21 protein-coding genes and 1 other RNA gene are annotated in these 23,674 nt (G+C 48.8%); 15 read left to right on the forward strand and 7 right to left on the reverse strand.

The window, feature by feature from the left end; all coding sequences use genetic code 11:
* The 3 genes from ftnA to ACESOH_RS04345 all read right to left on the reverse strand — a co-directional run bounded on the left by ftnA (position 1) and on the right by ACESOH_RS04345 (position 2,220).
* Positions 1-486, reverse strand: coding sequence for a non-heme ferritin (gene ftnA, locus ACESOH_RS04335; protein ID WP_032092649.1), 486 nt, complete (start codon positions 484-486; stop codon positions 1-3).
* A 245-nt stretch (positions 487-731) separates the two neighbouring features.
* The gene (locus ACESOH_RS04340; RefSeq protein WP_032092650.1) at positions 732-1,280 is read right to left on the reverse strand and encodes a KdsC family phosphatase; all 549 of its coding nucleotides are present in this window, start codon (positions 1,278-1,280) and stop codon (positions 732-734) included.
* 4 nt (positions 1,281-1,284) lie between these two features.
* The gene (locus ACESOH_RS04345) at positions 1,285-2,220 is read right to left on the reverse strand and encodes a KpsF/GutQ family sugar isomerase (protein ID WP_373099953.1); all 936 of its coding nucleotides are present in this window, start codon (positions 2,218-2,220) and stop codon (positions 1,285-1,287) included.
* Between the two features lie 92 nt (positions 2,221-2,312).
* Here ACESOH_RS04345 and rnpB point away from each other — a divergent pair.
* Positions 2,313-2,713, forward strand: an RNA gene (gene rnpB, locus ACESOH_RS04350) — RNase P RNA component class A.
* A gap of 51 nt (positions 2,714-2,764) precedes the next feature.
* Here rnpB and dld read toward each other — a convergent pair.
* Both dld and matP read right to left on the reverse strand, forming a co-directional pair.
* Complete coding sequence (gene dld, locus ACESOH_RS04355; RefSeq protein WP_373099955.1) at positions 2,765-4,456, reverse strand: D-lactate dehydrogenase; 1,692 nt, start codon at positions 4,454-4,456, stop codon at positions 2,765-2,767.
* A 105-nt stretch (positions 4,457-4,561) separates the two neighbouring features.
* Positions 4,562-5,008: a macrodomain Ter protein MatP gene (matP, locus tag ACESOH_RS04360; protein ID WP_373099956.1), complete on the reverse strand. Its 447-nt coding sequence runs from the start codon at positions 5,006-5,008 to the stop codon at positions 4,562-4,564.
* 144 nt (positions 5,009-5,152) lie between these two features.
* Here matP and ACESOH_RS04365 point away from each other — a divergent pair, with 144 nt between their 5' ends.
* Complete coding sequence (locus tag ACESOH_RS04365) at positions 5,153-6,931, forward strand: AAA family ATPase (protein WP_373099958.1); 1,779 nt, start codon at positions 5,153-5,155, stop codon at positions 6,929-6,931.
* 225 nt (positions 6,932-7,156) lie between these two features.
* Positions 7,157-7,687 (forward strand): 3-hydroxyacyl-[acyl-carrier-protein] dehydratase FabA, encoded by a 531-nt coding sequence (gene fabA / locus ACESOH_RS04370; RefSeq protein WP_032092654.1) that lies wholly within the window; start codon positions 7,157-7,159, stop codon positions 7,685-7,687.
* Between the two features lie 88 nt (positions 7,688-7,775).
* Here the strand turns inward: fabA and ybaK are convergent, their stop codons facing one another.
* Positions 7,776-8,249, reverse strand: a complete 474-nt coding sequence (ybaK, locus tag ACESOH_RS04375) for a Cys-tRNA(Pro) deacylase (protein WP_373099961.1) — start codon at positions 8,247-8,249, stop codon at positions 7,776-7,778.
* Between the two features lie 61 nt (positions 8,250-8,310).
* On the opposite strand from ybaK, the gene ACESOH_RS04380 reads away from it, so the two are divergent.
* The 11 genes from ACESOH_RS04380 to ACESOH_RS04430 all read left to right on the forward strand — a co-directional run bounded on the left by ACESOH_RS04380 (position 8,311) and on the right by ACESOH_RS04430 (position 20,688).
* The gene (locus tag ACESOH_RS04380; RefSeq protein ID WP_373099963.1) at positions 8,311-9,285 is read left to right on the forward strand and encodes an oxidoreductase; all 975 of its coding nucleotides are present in this window, start codon (positions 8,311-8,313) and stop codon (positions 9,283-9,285) included.
* A 177-nt stretch (positions 9,286-9,462) separates the two neighbouring features.
* Entirely contained in the window at positions 9,463-10,782 is a 1,320-nt protein-coding gene (locus ACESOH_RS04385; protein ID WP_373099965.1) for an NCS2 family permease, read from the forward strand.
* 65 nt (positions 10,783-10,847) lie between these two features.
* A complete protein-coding gene (locus ACESOH_RS04390) occupies positions 10,848-11,204 on the forward strand; it encodes a DsrE/DsrF/TusD sulfur relay family protein (RefSeq protein WP_373099967.1) in 357 nt (118 codons plus the stop codon).
* A gap of 99 nt (positions 11,205-11,303) precedes the next feature.
* The gene (gene recB / locus ACESOH_RS04395; RefSeq protein ID WP_373099969.1) at positions 11,304-14,945 is read left to right on the forward strand and encodes an exodeoxyribonuclease V subunit beta; all 3,642 of its coding nucleotides are present in this window, start codon (positions 11,304-11,306) and stop codon (positions 14,943-14,945) included.
* Positions 14,945-16,966 (forward strand): exodeoxyribonuclease V subunit alpha, encoded by a 2,022-nt coding sequence (recD, locus tag ACESOH_RS04400; protein WP_373099971.1) that lies wholly within the window; start codon positions 14,945-14,947, stop codon positions 16,964-16,966. Before recB ends, recD begins: the two co-directional genes overlap by 1 nt.
* Positions 16,950-17,675 carry a Sir2 family NAD+-dependent deacetylase gene (gene cobB, locus ACESOH_RS04405; protein ID WP_373099973.1) on the forward strand — a complete coding sequence of 242 codons (726 nt, stop codon included), beginning with the start codon at positions 16,950-16,952 and terminating at the stop codon, positions 17,673-17,675. The genes recD and cobB overlap by 17 nt, the downstream gene beginning before the upstream one ends.
* 88 nt (positions 17,676-17,763) lie before the next feature.
* Positions 17,764-18,360 carry a class I SAM-dependent methyltransferase gene (locus ACESOH_RS04410; RefSeq protein WP_373099975.1) on the forward strand — a complete coding sequence of 199 codons (597 nt, stop codon included), beginning with the start codon at positions 17,764-17,766 and terminating at the stop codon, positions 18,358-18,360.
* 225 nt (positions 18,361-18,585) lie between these two features.
* Positions 18,586-19,014 (forward strand): 50S ribosomal protein L13, encoded by a 429-nt coding sequence (gene rplM, locus ACESOH_RS04415; protein WP_032092663.1) that lies wholly within the window; start codon positions 18,586-18,588, stop codon positions 19,012-19,014.
* Positions 19,015-19,030: 16 nt separating this feature from the next.
* Positions 19,031-19,423, forward strand: coding sequence for a 30S ribosomal protein S9 (rpsI, locus tag ACESOH_RS04420; protein WP_017806615.1), 393 nt, complete (start codon positions 19,031-19,033; stop codon positions 19,421-19,423).
* Positions 19,424-19,579: 156 nt separating this feature from the next.
* The gene (sspA, locus tag ACESOH_RS04425) at positions 19,580-20,218 is read left to right on the forward strand and encodes a stringent starvation protein SspA (protein ID WP_032092664.1); all 639 of its coding nucleotides are present in this window, start codon (positions 19,580-19,582) and stop codon (positions 20,216-20,218) included.
* Between the two features lie 14 nt (positions 20,219-20,232).
* Positions 20,233-20,688 (forward strand): ClpXP protease specificity-enhancing factor, encoded by a 456-nt coding sequence (locus ACESOH_RS04430; RefSeq protein ID WP_032092665.1) that lies wholly within the window; start codon positions 20,233-20,235, stop codon positions 20,686-20,688.
* Positions 20,689-20,784: 96 nt separating this feature from the next.
* Here ACESOH_RS04430 and asnS read toward each other — a convergent pair whose 3' ends face one another.
* Complete coding sequence (asnS, locus tag ACESOH_RS04435) at positions 20,785-22,188, reverse strand: asparagine--tRNA ligase (RefSeq protein WP_373099977.1); 1,404 nt, start codon at positions 22,186-22,188, stop codon at positions 20,785-20,787.
* Between the two features lie 189 nt (positions 22,189-22,377).
* Between asnS and ACESOH_RS04440 the strand changes: the two genes are divergently transcribed.
* The gene (locus tag ACESOH_RS04440; RefSeq protein WP_373099979.1) at positions 22,378-23,598 is read left to right on the forward strand and encodes an ROK family protein; all 1,221 of its coding nucleotides are present in this window, start codon (positions 22,378-22,380) and stop codon (positions 23,596-23,598) included.
* The last annotated feature ends 76 nt before the right edge of the window (positions 23,599-23,674 follow it).

The raw sequence follows: 23,674 nt of genomic DNA on the forward strand, positions 1-23,674 counted from the left end.
TTATAAAGTGGCTAAATCACGGTCAATATAGTAAAGGGAGCGACCGTCTTCGCCGACCAGGTTGAATTTATCGAGGATGCTGCTGAATAATTTCTCTTCTTCGTGCTGTTCCGCCACATACCATTGCAGAAAGTTAAAGGTGGAGTAGTCGTTATGCGCGAACGTGACTTCCACCAGTTCATTAATTTTGGCGGTCACGAATTTTTCATGTTGCAGAATAATTTCAAACACTTCTCTCAGCGATTGGTAATCATTTTTCGGCGCCTCGATTTTGCCTAGCAGCGGTAAACCGCCGGTTTCGCTGATATAAGTAAATAATTTTTGCATATGCGCCATTTCTTCATCGGCATGGCGCAATAAAAATGCCGCCGCACCTTCATAACCGTGAGCATCGCACCAGGCACTCATTTGTAAATAAATATTGGACGAATAAAATTCCAGATTAATTTGTTCGTTCAGTTTTTCGGTAATCGCATGGTTTAACATCACATACTCCTTTTTTGCTAAATTGATCACAGCGGGTTAAGTGTAACCGCTTTTTTACATATTGCAAGCGATATTTTTTAATAAGTTATTCATTTTAAAGGATATTTTTAATAATAATTATTATTATTTAACAAATAAAGATACGAATAATTAACAACATGTATTACGCCGGAAACGCCATTAAAACCCACCGCACTTCAGTTTGTTACGCGGCTTGCAAAAGTGCGGTCGGTTTTTTCGGTGTTTCATTGTGCCATGTTTTCTACGGTTTTCAGAAAGCCCTGTGCGGTGGCATAAACATCGGTTTTGCCCTGCGCGCGTAAAATCAGATCCGACATTTCCCGAAAGGCGCCTTTGCCGCCGTGGCGTTCAAGCACATGATCGGCACAATCCCGCACATAATCCATGGCATCGCCGACGGCAAAAGCCAGTCCACACACGGCAAAGGCGGGCAGATCCACGCTGTCGTCACCGATATAGGCGGTGTGTTCCGCTGCAACGCCCGCCTGTTTCATCAGTTCAAAACAGGCGCTTTCTTTTTCCAGTTTGCCGAGCAGAAAAAGGCGAATGCCGAGATCATTGAGGCGTTTGCGTAAAATCGCCGAATCGCGCCCGGACAGCACGGCGACCTGTACACCGTTTTCCATTAACATACGGATACCCAAACCATCGCGCACATGAAAACTTTTTAATGCCTCGCCGTTGGCGTCATAATGCAGTAATCCGTCGGTCAATACGCCGTCCACATCGGTAATCACCAGTTTGATTTTCTGTAATTTTTCATTGTTAATCATATCGTTAGCTCGAGAATTCAATTAAACCGACAACCTGATTATCATCATCCACCGCAACCAGTGAATGAATCTTATGCGCTTTCATAAACTGTTCCGCTTCCGCCAGATAAGTATTGTAGTTAATGATCTTCGGATTGGAGGTCATCAGGTTCTGTGCCGTTTTGTTGAGGGTCTGTGCACCGTTGGCGGTCAGGGCGCGGCGAATATCGCCGTCGGTGATAATGCCTTTCAGCACGTTATTTTCCATGACCAGCGCCACACCCATACGGCCTTCATTCATAATCGTCAGGCAATCGGTAAAGCCGGTTGCCGGCTGAACGATGGGCAAACGGGTCTGCATTTGATCTTTCACCCGGCATAATAGGCGACGCCCCAGACTGCCGCCCGGATGGAACTTCGCAAAATCGGCGGGACGAAAGTTGCGCGCGGTGATTAATGATACCGCCAGCGCATCGCCCAAGGCGAGAGTAATCAATGCGGAGGTGGTCGGGGCAAGGTTATTCGGACAGACTTCGCGTTCTACCGTAATATCCAGCGCATAATCTGCGTGGGAGGCCAGCGTGGAATGCTTATTACTGGTTAATGCAATGATTTTATTGCCGAAATTTTTCAGGCTTGGGATCAGTTTATTGACATCGTCGGTTTCGCCGCTGTAAGAAATCAGCATCACGATATCAATCGGCTTCAGCATACCTAAATCGCCGTGAAAGGCTTCCGTCGGGTGTAAAAAGAAACTCGGCGTGCCGGTGGAAGCGAAAGTGGCGACCATTTTTTTGCCGATTAAGCCGGATTTGCCGATTCCGCCGACGACCAAACGTCCTTTACAGTGCAAAATAAGCTCCACCACCTCATTAAAACTGCTGTCCAGATTGCGGCTTAGTTGAGCCAGCGCATGCTCTTCAACACGCAGCGTATCGCGTGCGATTTGTAAGTAATCCATAGTCTGATCCTTAATGAAAAAAGTGCGCTCATTTTAACCCATGTTAAGATTTAACTCTATATTTTCTATCGGATTTACGTTATACTGCGCGCCGAGTCGGTCAGACAATCGCTGGTTTATTGAAGCCCTTAACCGTTTGAAGTGAATACGGATAACGACCTAGCGGGACAAGTAAACGAGAGGAAAGTCCGGGCTACATAGGGCAGAGTGCCGGATAACGTCCGGGAGGCGCGAGCCTACGACCAGTGCAGCAGAGAGCAGACCGCCGATGGCTCGCAAGAGATCAGGTAAGGGTGAAAGGGTGCGGTAAGAGCGCACCGCGTGAATGGTAACATATCACGGCAGGGTAAACTCCACTCGTAGCAAGACCAAATAGGAACTCAATGAGTGTGCCCGCTCAGAGTTCGGGTAGGTCGCTTGAGCGTTTGTGTAAATAAACGCCTAGAGGAATGATTGTCCGCGACAGAACCCGGCTTACCGACCGACTCGGTTTATTCCTGACAAAGCCTTTCGACTGCTGGTCGAAAGGCTTTTTTATCGGCGGTTATGCCCAGTATTTTCGCTTAGAGGTTTGACCGATGCCCGGATTAAAACTATTGGTCGGATCCAGCGTTTGATAAAACTTGCGCAGCTCAGGCTTGGCCTGATACAAATGCCCCACATTATGTTCCGCCGGATATTGTGCGCCGCGGCGGTCCAGCAGCGCCAGCATTTCATGTTCCACCGCCGTGCAGTCATAGCCTTTTTTCACGATATAATCCTGATGAAAAACATGGCACATAAAATGGCCGTAATAGAGCTTATGGCTGAGTTTATGTTCGATTTCCGGCGGCAGCGTTTCGAACCAGTCCTGATCGTTACGACGTAACGCAACATCGAGCGCAACGATGTCTTCAACGGTTTTTTCATGTACGGCGCGATAGCGTACGGCCGCCGAGGCGACGGCGAAACGGTGCAGCATCGCCGCTTGCGTTTCTTGCGCGTCGCATTGAAAATAAGCGCCCTTTTGAGGATCGGAAAAATAGTGCTGCAAATAAGTTTTCGCTTCCTGCACACCGCTGCCGCCCATTTTGATAATCAAATGATGTTCATATTGATGACGGTATTGCCGTAACCGCTGCGGTAAATGTTGCGGCAACAATTTGGACAGCCCCTGCATCAGTTTATCGCTGAAATCGCGGGGCAGAAAACGCAGCTTTTTGGCGATACGATCCGTTTTGGCTTTCAGCGCAAAGAGTTTCGGTAAGCGGTGGGTACCGAATTTCTTGATCACCCAAAAGGTGTCTTTGCCGTATTTTGCCGCCATATCAAACGCATCGCGGTGAATATATTCACCGGAAATCGGCAGTTGTTCGAAATGAGCCAGCATATGACGGCGAATATCATTTAATACCTCGGTGTGATTGGTGCCGAGATAAAAAACTGCGGTGTTATTTTCCAGCGGAAAGGTATCCAGACGTACGGCGAAAACCGCCAGCTTTCCCGCACAGCCGGACGCTTCATAGTGTCGCGCCGGATCCGCATTAAAGCGCGCGGGCGTATCTTCATCAACCTGACGGACATGCTGGCAGTAAGCATGGTCGTGGCCTTTACCGCAATTTTGCATAATATCGGTGGGCTGATAGCGCTGATTTTCCAGATTGCGTAATATCTCTTCCGGTTCGTCGCCGAGCTCAATGCCTAAATGATTATGCAATTCCAGTTCGCCCTTATCGTTGAGTTGGGCATACAGCGCCATTTCCGTATAAGCCGGGCCGCGCTGAACCAGTGCGCCGCCGGAATTATTACAAATGCCGCCGATTACGGAGGCGCCGATACAGGAAGAGCCGATCACCGAGTGCGGTTCTCGCCCGTGGGATTTCAGCTGAATTTCCAGCTCATTTAATGTGGAACCGGGCAGGCAAACCGCCTGTTCGGCACTATTGATCAATTGAATGCCGTCAATCCGCATGGCGTTAATAATCACGATATCCCGTTCATAATCATTACCGTTGGGCGTTGAACCGCCGGTCAGCCCGGTATTGGCGGCCTGTGTAATGATGATCGCATCGGCGGCGACACAGGCTTTTAAGGTTTGCCAGAATTCCACCAGCGTGGCAGGGCGGACGACGGCGACGGCATTGCCCGTTCCGAAACGGTAACCGCTGCGATAAGGCTCGGTTTTAGCGGGGTCGGTAATGATATGTCGGGAACCGACAATCCGGGTAAGCGTGGTGATCAGTGGTTGTGTTGTCATTATTGATAATCCTTAATTTACAAATTTTAACAATATTATAACAACACAAACCCAAAGAGGGCGAAAAAGCCGGTAAAACTGTGAAGCAGTTAACAAAATTTTTATTTATTTGAGTAAATCTTTCAATCCCGCTTTCATGGCGGACATCTGATTTTCATACAGTGCTTTGCTTTCCCGCTCATCAATCATATAAGTAATGGTCTCCGATAAGGTCATTTTCATTTTGCGCGAATATTTTGATAATCTCAGCCAGACCGAATATTCCAGATCAATGGATTTTTTTCTGGTAGATTGTTTTTCCGCGTTGAAAAAGCGTTTGCGTCTGGCGCGGATTGCCTGATCCAGTTTGACGGTTAAATCGGGTGACAAATGGTTTTTTATCCATTGCTCGATTTGTGCGGGGTAATTTTGCGCGGCGGACAGCTGTGTGACGATATCATCGCGTAAACTGCGTTCTTCATAGCGGGTAATATTTTCCCCTTCGCGCTGTTTTTTCATAAGATACAGCCATTTCCAATGCGCTTCCTGATTTTCTAATTTCTGATATTTCATAATTTTTTATCCGTCGAAGTGACATTGTAACCTTGCCATAATATACGCGTTTCCCCCCGCTTTTGCCAGTAAATTTTAAGTCTATTTAGTTGTGCGGAAATGTGCGATAATGCGCGTTCCGATAATAACAACCAGAGAATAGCTGTGACTTTGTCTTCTTTATCTAATCAGCGTTTAGCCTGGCAGGCGCTGCGTCCCGAACTGAGCGTTGACCATATTGGTGACCGACCCGTTGATTTTTTTGCCTTGCAACCGCGTGCCGCATCGGCAATTGACCAATTCTTACAAAATTCCGACCGCACTTTACTGGTGCTGAAAGCCGATGATCAAAGCCATTATGCGCCGTTGCTGGAAGAGTACATTCGCGCCCGGCAACCGGCCGAGCTGCCGCTTTCCGGCGTGCGTTATACGGTGGAGCAGGGAGACAGCTTTTCTTTCCCGACCGTGCATGTGGAAGCGGCACAAAGCTGTCACGATAATTTTGCCGCCCGGCAATCGGTGGCAAGCGCGTTATATTTTGATCAAACCCGCCTGTTCGGCGCGGTACGGGTACATCCTGGTTCGCAGGATATTCAGCTTACTCCCGGATTAGTACATCAGCTAAATAACGGCGTGCTGATTTTAAGTCTGTCCGCCTTATTGGCGCAATTTGATGTATGGGCGCGCCTGAAACGGATGTTAACGGCAAAAACCTTCGACTGGTATGCGCTGCATCCGTATAAGCCCCTGCCGTGCGAGATTCCGGGTTGCCCTTTAAACCTGAAAGTGATTTTGCTGGGCGATCGCAGCGAGCTGGCCGCTTTGGATGAGCTGGATGAAAGTTTATATTCTCTGGCCGATTATGCGGAAATCGACAGTTATTTTTCGCTGCAATCGGCCGAGCAGCAGCAACAGTGGGCGGATTATGTCGTGCATTATGCGCGGCAAAATCGTTTGGCGCCACCGACTCTTGACGGCTTGCAAGCACTTTACCGGCTTTTGGTGCGGGACAGCGAAGACCGCTATTTAATCAATATTTCACCTTTAAGGTTAAAAAATATCCTGACCGACACCGCCGTATTAACGCAAAAAAATGAATTAAGTGCGGTGGATTTCGCGCAATATTTCAAGCAAAAATCCGAGCAGCAAGGCTTTTTGCGTGAACAGACCTATGCCGATATTCTGCATGAGCAGGTTTATGTGGCGACGGAGGGCGAAATTGTCGGCCAGATTAACGGCTTATCGGTGATCGAATATCCCGGCACGCCGTTATCTTTCGGCGAGCCGTCCCGTATCAGCTGTATCGTGCAGTTCGGCGACGGGGAAGTGGTGGACGTGGAACGCAAAAACGAACTGGCGGGCAATATTCACGGCAAAGGCATTATGATTGCGGAAGTCTGTCTGGCCAATATTCTGGATTTTCCGTCTCAGCTGCCGTTTTCCGCCTCCATTGTGTTTGAACAATCCTACAGCGAAATCGACGGCGACAGCGCTTCGCTTGCCAGTTTCTGCGTGCTGGTCAGCGCGCTGGCGAATCTGCCGTTGCCGCAGTCTATCGCCATTACCGGCGCCATTGATCAGTTTGGTCTGGTGCATTCCGTCGGCGGCGTGAACGATAAAATCGAGGTTTTTTTTACTCTCTGCCAACGCCGCGGGCTGACCGGCGGTCAGGGCGTGATTATTCCGTCCACAGTAGTCAATCAGCTCAGTTTATCGGCGCCGGTAATCAGTGCGGTCAAAAACGGCCGGTTTTCGGTCTGGATTGTGGATGATGTGTTTCAGGCCTGCGAGATTTTGTTTCAGCGTCATTTATCCGAACAAGCGGATTATCTCTACACCGAAGAAAATCTGCCGTTATCCCGCCTGATCAGTCAGCGGATAGAGCAGCGTGCGGAACAACAGCAACGCGCCCGCCTGTGGGATATATTATTCCGTAAACGGTAATCCATTTACATGAACAAAACGGCCGATATTAACGGCCGTTTTTTGTTGCCAACGATAAACCACCTTATATGCCGGTGGTTTTTTTATTGGTGCTGCAAAACGGGGATAACTGATCCGATAAGTTAAGCGAACATGTGTTAGCTGTTTTAAAATTCGAATAATCCTGTTACAATGCAGAAGTTATAATTAATATAGCGTTATCCATAATCAGGAGAATTAAAAATAATGAACAGTTGTACACCAAATAAGAAAAGCAGTTACAGCTATGAAGATCTGTTAGCCTCAGGGCGCGGAGAATTATTTGGCGCGGAAGGCCCTCAATTACCGGCACCGACAATGCTGATGATGGATCGCGTGGTTGAAATGAATGAAGACGGCGGGGCTTTCCATAAAGGCTATATTGAAGCGGAACTGGATATTCGTCCCGATTTGCCGTTTTTCGGTTGTCATTTTATCGGCGATCCGGTGATGCCGGGCTGTTTGGGGCTGGATGCCATGTGGCAGCTGGTCGGTTTTTTCCTCGGCTGGGTCGGCGGTAAAGGCAAAGGCCGGGCGCTCGGCGTCGGCGAAGTAAAATTTACCGGACAGATTTTGCCGACGGCGAAAAAAGTCGTTTACCGCATTAATATGAAACGGGTGATTAACCGTAAATTAGTGATGGGCATGGCCGACGGCGAAGTGGAAGTGGACGGCCGCGTTATTTATACCGCGACAGATTTAAAAGTCGGCCTGTTTCAGGATACTTCGGCATTCTGATGCCATTTTATTAATGACATCAAGACAAATTTTTGGCTCAAGCTTCGTTTTCCCTTTGTTGCTTGAGCCCTTTTTCGTGCGCGGCTTTTCAGTCAACAATATCCGCAAAGCCGGCATTCAGCAGCGCAGCCAAATCCTGCGGCGCCAACTCCACGCTTAACCCGCGTTTCCCGCCCGAAACATAAATGCGTTCAAACTCAAGTGCGGTCTGTTCTATCACTGTTTTTAACCGTTTCTTCTGGCCCAACGGGCTGATACCGCCGACCAGATAACCGGTAGTTTTCTGGGCGAATTCTTTATCCGCCATTTCCACTTTTTTTACGCCGACGGCTTTTGCCGCTTTTTTCAGATTAAGCATATTGGCGGTCGGTAATACAAAACAGGCCAGCTTTTTCTGATCGCCGTTTTCCGCCACCAATAAGGTTTTAAAGGATTGTGCCGGCGCAATACCCAGTTTTTCCGCCGCTTCATCACCGAAATGCGTGTTATTCGGATCATGTTCGTAACTATGTAATATAAAAGGAATTTTATGTTTTTTTAATAAATCGATTGCCGGTGTCATTTTCTTTTCTCACGATTATTCTGTAAAATACGCCGGTTATTTTACGCCGATTATCAATAGGATGGGAGAACAAATGTTAAATATTGCCATTGCGGCCGAATTTGAATTAAGTGAAAAAATCGCGCAGGCATTAGAACAAAGCGCGTTGGCGATCAGCCGTTTGGCGGTGATTGAGGTTTATCCGTTCAGCGAAGAGCAGGGCATTCGTTTTAATAATAAGGCGGTGGCGCAAATTGCTCCGCAGGAAGCGGATTGGGCCGCATTTCATTATGTCTTTTTTGCCGCTCGGATCGAACAGGCGGCAATCTTGGCCGAGGCGGCGCAGGCAGGTTGTATCGTGATTGATTTACTGGGCGTTTGCGCCTCCCTACCGGATGTGCCGCTTATCGTGCCGACCCTTAACGAAGCGCAATTGGTGGAGTTGCGACAACGTAACATTGTCGCTCTGCCGGATCCACAGGTTACTCAGGCCTCGCTGGCATTGGCGCCGTTGATGCAAACGGTGCTGTTAAAGCAGGTGACGATCAGCTCATTATTACCGGCCTCTTACCGGGATGCGGAAACCGTAAGCAAACTGGCCGGGCAGACCGCGCAGTTACTGAACGGTATTCCTCTTGATGAAGGACAGCCGCGTCTGGCATTCGATACCTTTCCGCTTGCCACCGCCGATTTATCGGCTCAGATGCAGCGCCTGTTTCCGCAAGCGGATAATGTAATTTTCCATTCCGTTCAGGTGCCGGTGTTTTACGGAATTGGCCAATATATCACCGCACTTTCCGATTACGAATTTGACCGCGCGCAATACATTTCGGACTGGCAGCAGGCGGAATTGTTGCAATATCACCCGGAAAATATCGTCACGCCAGTCATCAACGGCGAACACGAAAGCGGCGAAGACAACGTGCAATTGCATATCAGCGCGGTTGATCAGCTGGAAAACGGCGTTCGATTCTGGACGGTTGCCGACGAACAACGCTTTAATTTAGCCCGAATGGCGGTAAAACTGGCAGAGGCCATTTATCGCGAAGGTTATTAACGTTCACCTCGCTGACAGCGGCGGCCGGAGAGGCTGCCGTTGGGCGGATTTAGCGCGTTTAACAAAAACAGATCGCAGATTCGGCTTTCTTTTGCTAAAATCAGCAGGAAAAACACCCTTCTTCTAAGAATTGTTTTTCATCTTTTTTCTCAATCAGTCTGGATTATGGATTAAAAAATGGAAAATCAATCTTTTCTACATTTTCTACATACATTATTTAAATTAAATCAGCACAACACGACGACAAAAACCGAGATTATCGCGGGTATTACCACCTTTTTTACCATGGTTTATATCGTTTTCGTCAATCCGTCGGTGTTAGGGGATGCGGGAATGGATAAACAGGTTGTGTTTGTTACCACCTGCCTGATTGCCGCATTCGGCACCATTGCCATGGGGCTTTTCAGTAATCTGCCGATTGCGCTGGCGCCGGCAATGGGATTAAACGCGTTTTTTGCTTATGTGGTGGTCGGCAAGTTAGGTTATTCCTGGCAGGTCGGCATGGGCGCCATTTTCTGGGGCTCCGTCGGTTTGCTGTTACTGACCGTTTTTCAAATCCGGTATTGGTTAATGGCATCCATTCCGCTCAGCCTGCGGGTGGGAATCGGCGCGGGAATCGGTTTTTTTATTTCCCTGATCGGGTTTAAAAATATGGGGTTAGTGGTGGCGAATCCGGCCACCTTGGTGGCGCTGGGCGAGCTGCATAATCCGCAGGTTTTAATGGGTATTTTGGGCTTTTTTATTATTGTGGTGCTGGCGGCGCGCAATATTTATTCTGGCGTGCTGATTTCAATTGCGCTGGTCACGGTATTGGCATTGCTCTTTGATGACAGCGTAGTATTCAACGGGATTATTTCTATGCCGCCGAGTCTGGAGCCGGTAGTCGGGAAAGTGGATATTGCCGGCGCGCTGGATACGGCGTTGCTGGGGATTATTTTTTCTTTTCTTTTGGTGAATCTGTTTGATTCTTCCGGCACCTTGCTGGGCGTAACCGACAAAGCCGGCATCAGCGATGCGAAAGGACGTTTTCCGAAAATGAAACAGGCGCTGTATGTGGACAGTATCAGCGCAGTGACCGGCTCTTATATCGGTACCTCGGCAATCAGTACTTATATTGAAAGCGGCGCGGGCGTTTCCGTCGGCGGACGTACCGGTATGACCGCCGTGGTGGTCGGTTTGTTATTCCTGCTGACGATTTTCTTCTCGCCGCTGGCAAGTTTAGTGCCGCCTTATGCGACCGCCGGCGCTTTGGTTTATGTCGGTATTTTGATGGCATCCAGTTTAATCCGCGTGCAATGGGACGATCTGACGGAGGCCACACCGGCCTTTATTACTGCGGCGATGATGCCGTTTACCTATTCCATTACCGAAGGCATTGCATTCGGCTTTATCAGCTATTGCGTGATGAAGGTGGGCACCGGCCGCTGGAAAGAGGTCAATGCGCCGGTCTGGGTCGTTGCGCTGCTGTTTATTGCAAAATTCGTATGGGTCGGTTAAATTAACACGGACGGGTATTACAGCCCGTCTTTCTCTTTAATCAATATATAACTAGGGTAGTTTATATGCAAAAAATCGTATTTATCGTTCATGCCGCGCCGTACGGCAATGAACGTTTTTTCAGTACACTGCGTCTGGCGCTACAGATCCAGGAGCAGCACAAAAGTGCGGTGGAAATTAAGCTATTTTTAATGTCGGATGCGGTAACCGGCGGGTTAGCCGGACAGCAGCCGGCCGAAGGGTATCATTTGCAGCAAATGCTTGAAATTCTGACCGCACAGGGCGCGGCGGTGAAATTATGTAAAACCTGTACCAATGCCCGCGGCATTACCGAACTGCCGTTAGCGGCGGGGGTGGAAATCGGCACCTTGGCGGAGCTGGCCGACTGGACGGTGGCGGCCGATAAAGTGCTGAATTTTTAACTGGCGGGACGGGCGAGCGTCCCGTCCGTGAGCGAAAAACTTAACCTCTTGATATTATTGGTGAGCAGAGGCACCGACCCATTCCAATAGTGATAAATTATGAATCAATCCGAACCGCTGAATCCTGTTACCGTTCCGCTTAACCGCGTTAGCCTGATTGAAGCCTCCGCCGGCACCGGAAAAACTCATACTATGGCCTCGTTGTATCTGCGTTTGCTGCTGCAAGCGGGGGAGAATAATTTTGCCCGCCCGCTGAGTGTCGAACAGATTCTGGTGGTAACCTTTACCGACATGGCGACAGAGGAGTTGCGCGAGCGTATCCGAGCGCGGATTCATCAGGCCAGACAGCAGTTTATACGCTATCGGGAAACACAGGATAAAGGCATTTTCGACGATGATTTTTTATCGGATCTGATCGATCATATTGACGATATTGAGGCGGCAATTCACCGTCTGACACTGGCGGAACAGAATATGGATTTGGCGGCGGTTTATACCATTCACGGTTTTTGCCGCCGCATTTTAATGCAGTACGCATTCAATTCGGGGATTCATTTTAATCTGGACTTGGTTACCGATGAAAGCGAGCTGCTGCAGCGTATGGTCAATACATTCTGGCGCGAACAATTTTATCCGCAGCCGGTGAATATCACCGAATTTATCCGACAGCAATTCGGTTCACCGGATAATTTAATCAAAAAGATCCGCACTTATATGACCGGGGATGCACTGACGGCGGAAATCAGTCGGCCGGATTTACTGCAAATACCGTTGGCGACATTTTTCGCCGAACATTTAGCTCCGCAGCTGGCCGGTATCGAACAGTTTAAACGGCAATGGCTGGCGCAGGAGGAGACCGTCCGTCATTTGCTGGAAGACAATAAAGCGCGTATTAAAGGGTATCGGGACGATTATCTGCGTTCACGTTTGCGCGATATTCGCCGCTGGGCGGAAAATCCGGCGGAAATCGATTTGCCGGAAAAACTGACTAAATATTTTACCCAAGCGGTGATTGACGCTGGGCTGAAAAACGGCGGAACATTATCTCATCCGCTGTTTCAGCAGGTACAGCAACTTGCCGAACAGGCTATGCCTTGCGCCGCGCTGAACAGTGCGATTATTTTATATCATTGCCTGCGCGATGTGCGGCAAAAACTGATCGATTATAAACTGCATCATAACCAGAAAGGTTTTGACGATTTACTGCGGTTGGTGCGCGATGCGCTCTGCGTTCCGCAGGGCGGGGAACTGGCGCAGCTTGTCCGTTATCAGTATCCTTTTGCGATGATCGACGAATTTCAGGATACGGATGCGCAGCAATATCAAATCTTCTCCCGCGTCTATATTCAGGATCAGCCGCCGCATACCGGCTTTATTATGATTGGCGATCCCAAACAGTCCATTTATAAATTCCGCGGCGCCGATATTTTCACTTATTTGGCCGCCGCCCGGCAGGCGAACAGCCGTTTTACGTTGGAATATAACTGGCGTTCGGGACAGAATCTGATCGATTGTGTCAACGGCATATTCGATTTTTCAGCGGCACCACCGTTTTTATTTGACAATATTCGTTTTTTACCGGTGAAAGCGGGCAGGGCAACGGCGCCTTTTCAGTTAAACGGCGCCGTCGAACCGGCGTTAAGAGTGTATGTTACCCAGCACGGTGATCATGCGGCGCTTGCCCGCGCCTGTGCGGTGTCGGTCTGGCACTGGCTGCAAAGTGCGGTGCAAAATCAAGCCGTTATTGAAGATCGCCCGTTGCTGGCGAAAAATATCGCGGTGCTGGTGAAAAACCGCTATGAAGCGGAGCTGGTGAAAAATGCGTTACAGCAATTGGGCGTGGCGTCGGTGTATTTGTCCGATAAAAGCAATGTTTTCGACAGCCCGACGGCGCGGGATATGGCGTTGATTCTGACGGCCTGTTTAAATCCGTTAAACGAACGGGCGGTGTTAAACGCCGTCGCCACCGGGCTGTTCGGTTTAACCAGTGCTGAAATTTATCACCTCAGACAAGATGAAACCCAGTGGGAAAATACTGTGGAGCAGTTTGTGGCTTACCGGCAGATATGGCATAAACAGGGCGTGTTGGTGATGCTGCATAAAATCCTGCTTGACCGCCGCTTCAGCGAACGCTTATTGGCCAGTGCGGGCGGCGAGCGGATTGTGACGGATTTTCTGCATTTGGCGGAATTATTGCAGCAGGCAAGCCGTTTGAACGAGACCGAAGCGGCGTTGCTGCGTTGGTTTGAGAAACAGATTCAGGGCACGGAACGCTTGCAGGAGATTATTCGTCTGGAAAGCGAGCGAGAGTTGGTGAAAATCGTTACCATTCATAAATCCAAAGGGCTGGCCTATGATTTGGTCTGGTTGCCTTTTGTCGCCATGCCGGCAAAAGAAAGCACCAAAAGAGCCGACCCACAGGCTATCCACACTTATTATTGTCCATCACGGCAGCAGGTATTATGGGATTTGGAAGGCCGACATCGGGATGCGGTGATTAAAGAAAATCTGGCGGAAGAAATGCGCCTGCTGTATGTGGCGCTGACCCGCGCCAAATATCAGGTGGTAATGGCGCTGCCGGCCGATTTTGAAGGCAAATGGAACAGTTTGCTGTATGCCCTGAGCGAAGGCAAAATCGGTCAGCACTTAACCTTTAAAACACCGCAGTATCAGGCACAGGCGCTTATCGAACGGTTGCAGCAGAAAGTCGGCGCGCACAACATTTTGCTACAGGATGCCACAACGCTGGTCGCCGGCGATCCATTAACGCAGCCGGCGGAAAGCGAAGCGTTGTCAGCCGCCGAGTTTAGCGGACACATCGAATATAACTGGCAGGTAACCAGCTTCAGTGATATGGCGCAGAAACACGATTATCTCAGCACGCGGCGCGAGCAGGATAATACGATGCAAAGTGCGGTGGAAATTTTGCCGGTTTTTGATTCGGCCAGAGATTATGATTTTACGCCGCTTGTGCCGGAAGATACGATGGAAACGCTGCAACGCGAAGATCCGCCGCATATCGCGGACGATTATCCGCCGGGCTATTCGCCTTTTACCTTTCCGCACGGCGCTCGGGTGGGAACGGAGTTGCACCGTTATCTGGAAAATGCGGAGTTCAGCCAGCCGCCCGGTGATGAGCAGCTGGCTAAATTGTGCCGCAATTTACAACTGGATGAACCTTGGCTTGCACCGTTGCGGCAGTGGCTGAGCGCAATTGTGCATACGCCGTTGCCAATAGAGGGGCAGGCGCTAAATCTGGCGAAAATTGACCGCCGCGAGCGTGTAAAAGAAATGCCGTTTTATCTGAAATTAACGCATGATTTTAATGTCGGCGCCTTTAACCGGGCATTAAAGCAATATCACCATTTGCCTTATCAGCCGTTAATTTTCAATCGCATTAAAGGCATGCTGCGCGGTTTTATTGATCTGGTGTTCCGGCATGACGGCAAATATTATTTGATGGATTATAAATCAAACTGGCTGGGCGCCGGCGCGCAGTATTACGGCGCGGAAAATTTACAGCAGGCAATGCTGACCCATCATTACGACTGGCAGTATCTGCTTTACAGCGTGGCGCTACACCGTTATCTCGGACAACGCAAGGCGGATTATGATTACACGCGGCATTTCGGCGGGGTAATTTATACTTTTCTGCGCGGAATGAACGGTAAAGACGCCACCGGCGTATATTTCGATAAACCGGATCGGCGTTTAATCGAGGAATTGGAGACATTATTTTAATGCTGGCGCTTCTACACCAATTAAAACAGAAAGCCTTAATTAGTGCGGGCGATTATTATTTCGCCCGGTTCATTGCCGATAAACAGCAACCCTTTGCGTATCCGCCGGCGCTACAGAATCTGGCCGTGTTGCTGGCGGCGTTATGCAATTTCAATTATCAGCAGGGGCATACCTGTTTGCTGCTGGACGACAGCCTTAACCACAATCTGTTTTCCCTGCCTTACGGCGAGCGCCATTTTCTCGGTCAGATACGACAAAAAATCGATCAGCTGCCCGTCAGCCGCTGGCAGAATGCGTTGGCGGAACATATCGCATTCAGCCATCATCCGACAGAAAAACACGCGCCGCTGGTGTTTCAATATAACGCCTTATATTTTTACCGTATCTGGCAGGATGAATACCGTGTTGCGCAATATCTGGCAAGTGCGGTGAAAAATCGCGCTGAAAGGCCCTTCGACAGTTCGGAAATGACACGCATTTTAGCCCGCTATTTCCCGCCGGAAAAAGACGACACACCGAACTGGCAGAAAATTGCGGTTGCCGTTGCGCTGCGCCAGCCGTTTTGCCTGATTACCGGTGGCCCCGGCACCGGAAAAACCACCACGGTTTCGCGGATATTGCTGGCCTTACAGGAACTGAACCACTACCGGCTGCGCATTAAACTGGCCGCTCCGACAGGCAAAGCCGCCGCCCGCCTGACCGAGAGTATCGGGCAATCGCTGCGGCAGCTACCTCAATTTGTCTCCGTGACGCCCGAACCGGCATTGCTGGCATCCATACCGCAGCAGGCGGAAACCATACACCGCTTACTGGGCGTGCGTCCGTTCAGCGAGAAACCGCGTTACCATAGCCAGCATCCGTTGCCGATTGATGTATTAGTGGTGGATGAAGCGTCCATGATCGATTTATCCTTAATGGCGAAACTGCTGCAAGCGTTGACACCGCAAACCAGATTGATTTTACTCGGCGATAAGGATCAGCTGGCCTCGGTGGAGGCGGGCGCCATTCTGGGCGAATTGGGTAAATTTATCGGGCAGGGATACAGCGCGGCGCTGACGCAATATTTAGCGCAAACTGCCGGACAACATCTTAGCGCCGCCGGCGCAGGAAACCCGATTCGCGATTGTCTGTGCAATCTGGTCGTCAGTCGTCGTTTCGGCACTAAACCTTATATCAGCTATTTGGCCGAGGCCGTAAACCAAGCGCAGGCGGCGCGCAGCTGGGCGTTATTTGCTGAATATTGTGATGTTGTCACAAATACAGCGCGGCAAATTGAACTGATTGATTTCGATGATTTGTTAACAGAGCGTTCGCCGCAACGTCCTCTTGCCGCGTATTACAAAACCTGCACGGCGGAAATCGTACAAAGTGCGGTGCAAAATTATGCCGAATATTTACGCGAAATTAGACAGATGGCCTTAGAGTGGCAAACGCTGAGCGCCGAACGTTTGGCTTACATTTTCCGGCTGTTTAATAAAGTGCGTTATCTGACCGCACTTCGGGTCGGCGAATTCGGCAGCGAAATGCTAAATCACTATATTGCCGAGGGGCTGCGGCAAAAAGGCTGGCTGAGTTTTAATCACAGCCGGGAATGGTATGTGGGCAAACCGATTCTGATCACGCAGAATGATGCCAATGTGGGGCTGTTTAACGGCGATATCGGGTTATATCTGGTGACGCTGGATAAAAACGGCGAAGCCAAAGGGCGCTTTTGGTTTGAAAACGGCCACAGCGAACTGCCAAGCCGTGTTCCGGCACATGAGCCGGCATTTGTGATGACGGTGCATAAATCGCAGGGGTCGGAATTTGAGCATACCTTGTTGGTTTTGCCGCCGGAACCGAATCCGGTATTGTCCAAAGAGCTGGTGTATACCGGCATTACCCGCGCAAAAGAGAAAATTACCGTCTTTGCCAACCGGCTGAGCTGGGACTATGCCGTAAGCACCCAGACCAAACGGCAAAGCGGGTTAGGGCATGTGTTAGAGGCTATGTTGGGGGAAAATAATGATGAAACAGAGTAAAATTGTTATTCTGACCGGCGCGGGAATTTCCGCCGAGTCGGGTATCCGAACGTTTCGTGCATCAGACGGATTGTGGGAACAACATCGGATTGAAGATGTTGCGACGCCGGAGGGATTCCGGCGCGATCCGCAATTGGTTCAGCGTTTTTATAACGCCCGTCGCCGCGCATTGTTCGATCCCGCCGTGCAACCGAATCCCGCCCATATCGCCTTGGCCAAACTGGAAGAACAACTGGGCGACAATCTGTTATTGGTTACACAAAATGTGGATAACCTGCACGAACGGGCCGGTTCGAAAAATATTATCCACATGCACGGTGAATTGTTGAAAGTGCGTTGTACCCGCTCGGGACGAATTTATGACCGGCATAACGCGGTGACCGAGCAGGACCGCTGTATGTGCTGTCAACCGCCGCAGCCGTTACGCCCGCATATCGTGTGGTTCGGTGAAATGCCGTTGGAAATGGACAGCATTTACACCGCACTTGAAAAGGCGGATTATTTTATCGCCATCGGCACATCGGGTAACGTTTATCCTGCGGCGGGATTTGTGGATGCGGTGCCGCATCAATGCCAAACCGTCGAACTGAATCTGGAACCCAGTCTGGTCGGTTCGAAATTCAAACAAACACAATACGGCAGAGCCAGTGAAGTCGTGCCGAAGTTCGTGCAAAAACTGACGGAACATTTATCCCGTTCGTCAGGTTAATCACCGCGTTTCAGCCGGTGCGAGGGCGGCTTGAACTGACAGGCGGTTTCAGCGGCTACATCATATTCAATATTTTCAGGAGACAGTCATGACAAAATGGGACGAACGCTATCAAACCGAAGAATATATTTTCGGCACCCAGCCGAATGAATTTATTGCCCGCATCCGCCCTTATCTGCCGGCTTGCGGGCGGGCGCTGGATCTGGCGACGGGGGAGGGGCGCAACGGCATATTTCTGGCTCGACACGGACTGGAAACCGAAGGCGTGGATATGTCCGAGGTCGGCTTGGCAAAGGCACGAAAACTGGCGCAGCAGTATCATGTGCCTTTTACCACAAGATTGGCGGACATTGCCCAAATGCCGATGCCCAAGCAGCATTATGCGGTGATAAGTTTGGTCTTTTGTCATTTTATGGAACCCGAGCGCACCCGCATTATGCAGCGCATCGTAAACGCATTGCAGCCGGGCGGTTTATTTGCCGGGGTGTTTTATCACCCGGAGCAGATCCGTTTCGGCACCGGCGGGCCGAGTAATGTCGAGATGCTGGGTACATTGCCGGCAATGCAGCAGGCGTTATCCGGTTTGGATTGGCTGATCGCCGAGCACTGTCAGCGCGAGATGAACGAAGGAAACCGTCATATCGGGCCAAGCTCGGTCATCTGTCTGCTGGGACGTAAACCCTGAGTCGGCTGTCGAAAATCAACAAGTGCGGTCGAAATTTGTCTTGTTTTATAGATAAATTATTGGCTTTCGGTGTAAATTTTTGTATAATCGCCCGACCCTGTGAATGTGGCGGATTCCCACCGCGCATTATTTTATCGAGATCGCACTCGAAGGGGTGAAGATTGAGATTCATGGTTGTGTCTTTTTGACACTGGGTATTAATATTTTTAATTGGTAATTAAATTAATGAAAACTTTTGTAGCAAAACCGGAAACGGTTAAACGCGACTGGTATGTAGTGGATGCGACAGGTAAAACGTTAGGTCGTTTAGCCACCGAATTAGCACGTCGTCTTCGTGGTAAACATAAAGCCGAATATACGCCGCATGTTGATACCGGTGATTACATCATCGTGATTAATGCGGACAAAGTTGCCGTCACCGGTAAAAAAGAAAGCGATAAAATTTACTACTGGCACACAGGCTATGTCGGCGGTATCAAACAAGCGACTTTCGCAGAAATGATCCAACGCCGTCCTGAAGCAGTGATTGAGATTGCGGTTAAAGGTATGTTGCCGAAAGGCCCATTAGGTCGTGCAATGTTCCGTAAATTGAAAGTGTATGCGGGGGCAGAACACCAACACGCAGCACAGCAACCACAAGTTTTAGATATTTAATCACGGGGTTAGGAAAATGGCAGAGAATCAAAACTACGGCACAGGTCGCCGCAAAAGCTCTTCAGCTCGTGTATTTATCAAACCGGGCAGTGGTAAAATCACTATCAACCAACGTGAATTAGATGTATATTTCGGCCGTGAAACTTCACGCATGATTGTACGTCAGCCGTTAGAATTGGTTGAATTGACAGATAAATTAGACCTCTACATCACTGTAAAAGGTGGCGGTATTTCAGGTCAAGCGGGTGCAATCCGCCACGGTATCACTCGTGCATTAATCGAATATGATGAAACGTTACGTCCGGCATTACGCGCAGCAGGTTTCGTGACCCGCGATGCTCGTCGTGTTGAACGTAAAAAAGTGGGTTTACACAAAGCGCGTCGTCGCCCGCAGTATTCCAAACGTTAATTTTTTCGTTTCTATTCGCAAGTTGCAAGTCCTTTTGGGGCTTGCAATTTTTTTTGCCGAAAGAAAATTTTTGGGGGATTTCTTGGAAATCCCTATTCGGTTTGTGGTAAAATGGACGCCCTTTTTATGAATTACCCAAGGTCGTCGGAGGAATAGATGACAAGCGCTGCAAATAAACGTTCAATAATGACTCTTTTTTCTGATAAAACAGATATTTACTGCCATCAGGTGCGTATCGTACTGGCAGAGAAAGGAGTTGCTTATGACACGGAAATTGTAGATCCGCAGGCATTATCGGAAGACTTAATGGAATTAAATCCTTATGGCACACTACCGACGTTGGTTGACCGTGATCTTGTTCTGTTTAATTCCCGTATTATTATGGAATATCTTGATGAGCGCTTTCCGCATCCGCCGTTAATGCCGGTATATCCCGTGGCGCGCGGTAAAAGCCGTTTGTTAATGATGCGTATCGAACAGGATTGGTATCCGGTATTAGTGAAAGCGGAAAACGGTTCCGATGCGGAACGTGCGACGGCATTAAAACAATTAAAAGAAGAAATTTTAGCCATTGCGCCGATTTTTAACCAAACCGCTTATTTTATGAGCGAGGAGTTCAGTCTGGTCGATTGCTATATTGCGCCGCTGTTATGGCGTATGCAGCAATTGGGCGTAGAATTCACCGGCGCCGGCAGCAAAGCGGTGAAAGCTTATATCGAACGGGTTTCTCAACGCGATTCGTTTTTGCAATCGGTCGGCGAATCCGCACCGAAAAATTTAATGGATGAGAAATAAAGACAGGTTAAGCAATGGAATATCAATCGTCGCCGAAACGTCCTTATTTATTGAGAGCCTATTATGACTGGCTGGTGGACAATGAATTTACGCCTTATTTGGTGGTGGATGCCACTTATTTCGGCGTCAAAGTGCCGGTCGAATATGTCAAAGACGGTCAAATCGTGTTGAATTTGTCGGCTAACGCCACCGGAAATTTACAGCTTACCAATGATTTTATTCAATTTAATGCGCGTTTTCGCGGCATTCCGCAGGATATTTATATTCCGATGGGCGCTGCGCTGGCCATTTATGCCCGTGAAAACGGTGACGGCGTCATGTTTGAGCCGGAAGCGGCTTATACTGAAGCGGATATTGCAGTGACGTCCGATCAACCTGCGGATTTTTCCGAAGCGGTGGATAAGCCCGATACCGCGGCAAAACCGAAAGCTGACAAGCAACGAGCCTCTCACCTGAGAATTGTTAAATAGAAATTCTTATTAAATTTGAACCGCACTTTGGCAGTGTCGTAAAGCGCGGATAACAGACAAAAAGCGGGCGGATATTTTCCGCCCGTGATATTTTTATCAGAAATTCGCGTTGCGCGGTGCGCGCGGGAATGGAATGACGTCACGGATATTCTGCAATCCGGTCACATAGACAATTAAGCGTTCGAAACCGAGACCAAAACCGGAATGCGGCACGGTGCCGTAACGGCGAAGATCGCGATACCACCAGTAATCTTGCGGATTGAGCCCCATTTCGGCCATACGTTTATCCAGCACGTCCAAACGCTCTTCACGTTGCGAACCGCCGATAATTTCGCCGATACCCGGCGCTAAAACGTCCATGGCGGCCACGGTTTTACCGTCATCATTTAAACGCATATAGAAGGCTTTAATATCTTTCGGATAATTTTTCACCACAACCGGCGATTTAAAATGTTCTTCCGCAAGATAGCGTTCATGTTCGGAGGAAAGATCAATGCCCCAAGCCACCGGAAATTCAAATTTTTTGCCCGATTTTAATAACACGTCAATGGCGTCGGTATAATCGATTTGTGCGAAATCGGCATGAATAAAGTTTTCCAAGCGGGAAATAACATTCTTATCCACATGTTTTTCGAAAAATTTCAGATCATCCTGACGTTCGTTCAGAACCGCGCGGAATACATATTTCAACATTGCTTCCGCTAATTTCGCATTATCATTCAAATCGGCAAATGCGACTTCCGGTTCAACCATCCAGAATTCCGCCAAATGGCGGGTAGTGTTTGAATTTTCTGCCCGGAAGGTCGGGCCGAAGGTATAGATTTTGCTTAATGCGCAGGCATAGGTTTCGCCATTAAGCTGTCCGGATACCGTCAGAAAGGATTCTTTACCGAAAAAATCTTGCGAAAAATCCACCGCACCTTGGGCATTACGCGGTAAATTTTCTAAATCCAGTGTGGAAACACGGAACATTTCGCCGGCGCCTTCCGTATCGGATGCGGTGATTAACGGCGTGGCGACCCAGTAAAAGCCCTGTTCGTGGAAAAAACGGTGGATAGCCTGCGCCAGACAATGACGAACGCGGGCTACGGCGCCAATGATATTGGTGCGCGGACGCAGATGCGCCACTTCGCGCAAATATTCAATACTGTGGCGTTTTGCCGCCATCGGATAGGTTTCCGGATCATCGACCCAGCCGCAGACTTCGACATGTTCGGCTTGCAGTTCAACCGCCTGTCCCTGTGCCGGTGATGCCGCAACGGTGCCGGTAACAATCACGGAGCAACCGGTGGTTAAGCGCAGAATTTCACTGTCGTAATTGGCAATATCCTTGTTGACGATAACCTGAATCGGATCAAAGCAAGAACCGTCATAAACAGCCAGAAAAGAAAGCCCGGCTTTGGAATCGCGCCGGGTACGCACCCAACCGCGCACCGTTACACTGTCGCCAATGGCGACTTTTCCCTGCAATACATCAACAATTGATGCAATTTTTGTCATATCAACCTCAGATTAAATAATTTCGAATAAAAACGCGCTTAGTTTACCGCAAGTTAGTCAATTTACCAAAATGAATTCATTTTTTGTTTTTGTGACTTGGTACACATAATTGGAGTAAAAATCTTGTTTTTAAAAGCCTAACTGGTATAAATGAAATAATTTTATTATATGAATTAAATCGAGCATCCTATGACCAAGGTAAGAAGAGAAGATAAATTACCGTTAAAATTAAAACAACTTGGCAAAATTTACCGTTTAATTGAACAGTTTGAAGAAATTTCACGCATTGATTTATCGAAATTATCCCGTTTAGCCCCGGCCACGATTACGGCATTAACCCGTAAGCTGATAGAAGAAAAGTTAATCATCGAAAGAGCGGTGCGAAATACCGAAAGTCGGGGACGTCCGGCGGTGGGATTATGCGTTTCGCCGTTTTACTGGCAATCCTTATGCGCCATTTTGTTTGAAGATCATTTCAATATTCTTTTATACGGATTAGACGGTTCGTTACTGCAGCAAACGGATTATCCCCTGACCGACGCGGATTTAACCCGGCTGGATCAGGTATTGGTTTGCTGTCTGCAACAGTTTACGCAGCAAATTAAACCGCAATTAAATCACCCGATCACCTTTTCTATTGCCGTGGTCGGTGAACTGGATCGAAGCACCAATAAATTACGCCGACTGGGACAAACCAAACTGGAACTGGATTTAAAAGCCTTATTTGAACCGCACTTTAATATTCCGGTTCTGGTGACTGAATATTTTCAGGACTGGCTGTTGGCGGAAGGAACATTAGGCAGCGTAATCGGCTGTGATAACGTCCTGTTTCTGCAATTAGACGATGTCATTAATCTTAATGTTCTGTCGCAGGGGCGGATTTTGTATGATAAGTCGCGCATGAATATCGACCGAATGATTGTGCCGCCGCTGAGTAAGCTGCAGGATGAATTAAATCCGGATTTACCGGCGCTTGCTCGCTATCAGGCCTGCAACCAAATTACGCATCGTGCGATTTATCAATTGGTGGATCGGTTTTACCCTGAAAACGGTTTGCCTGACAATGCGGAAAAAATTCACTTTTTATGCCAAAAGGCGCAGCAGGGCGAGCAGCCGGCACGCGATATTTTAGCTCATATCGCCGATGCGCTGGCTTATTTGCTGATGAATCTGGTTAATCTGTTCGCGTCTAAAAAAATTATGCTCAGCACCAGTTTATTGGCGGCCAAAGAGATTTTTCTACCGCGTCTGAACGCACGTTTGGCCGATTATCTCAAACCTTACCAGCGCAAATCCGAAGTGATCGTCAGTCAATACGACTGGAAAAGCCCAATTGTGATTACCGCCGCCGTTAAACAAGGTATTTATGACGGCAGTCTGCTGGCGCATTTAATTAAAGATCAGCGATAAAATGCATTAAATCTTGTGTTAGCTCAATATCTGTAATTGAAAATTACTTTAGAATCCCTCCGAATAACATAACAAG

The sequence above is a fragment of the Necropsobacter rosorum genome (genome assembly GCF_964241405.1).
GTDB classification, from domain to species: domain Bacteria; phylum Pseudomonadota; class Gammaproteobacteria; order Enterobacterales; family Pasteurellaceae; genus Necropsobacter; species Necropsobacter rosorum.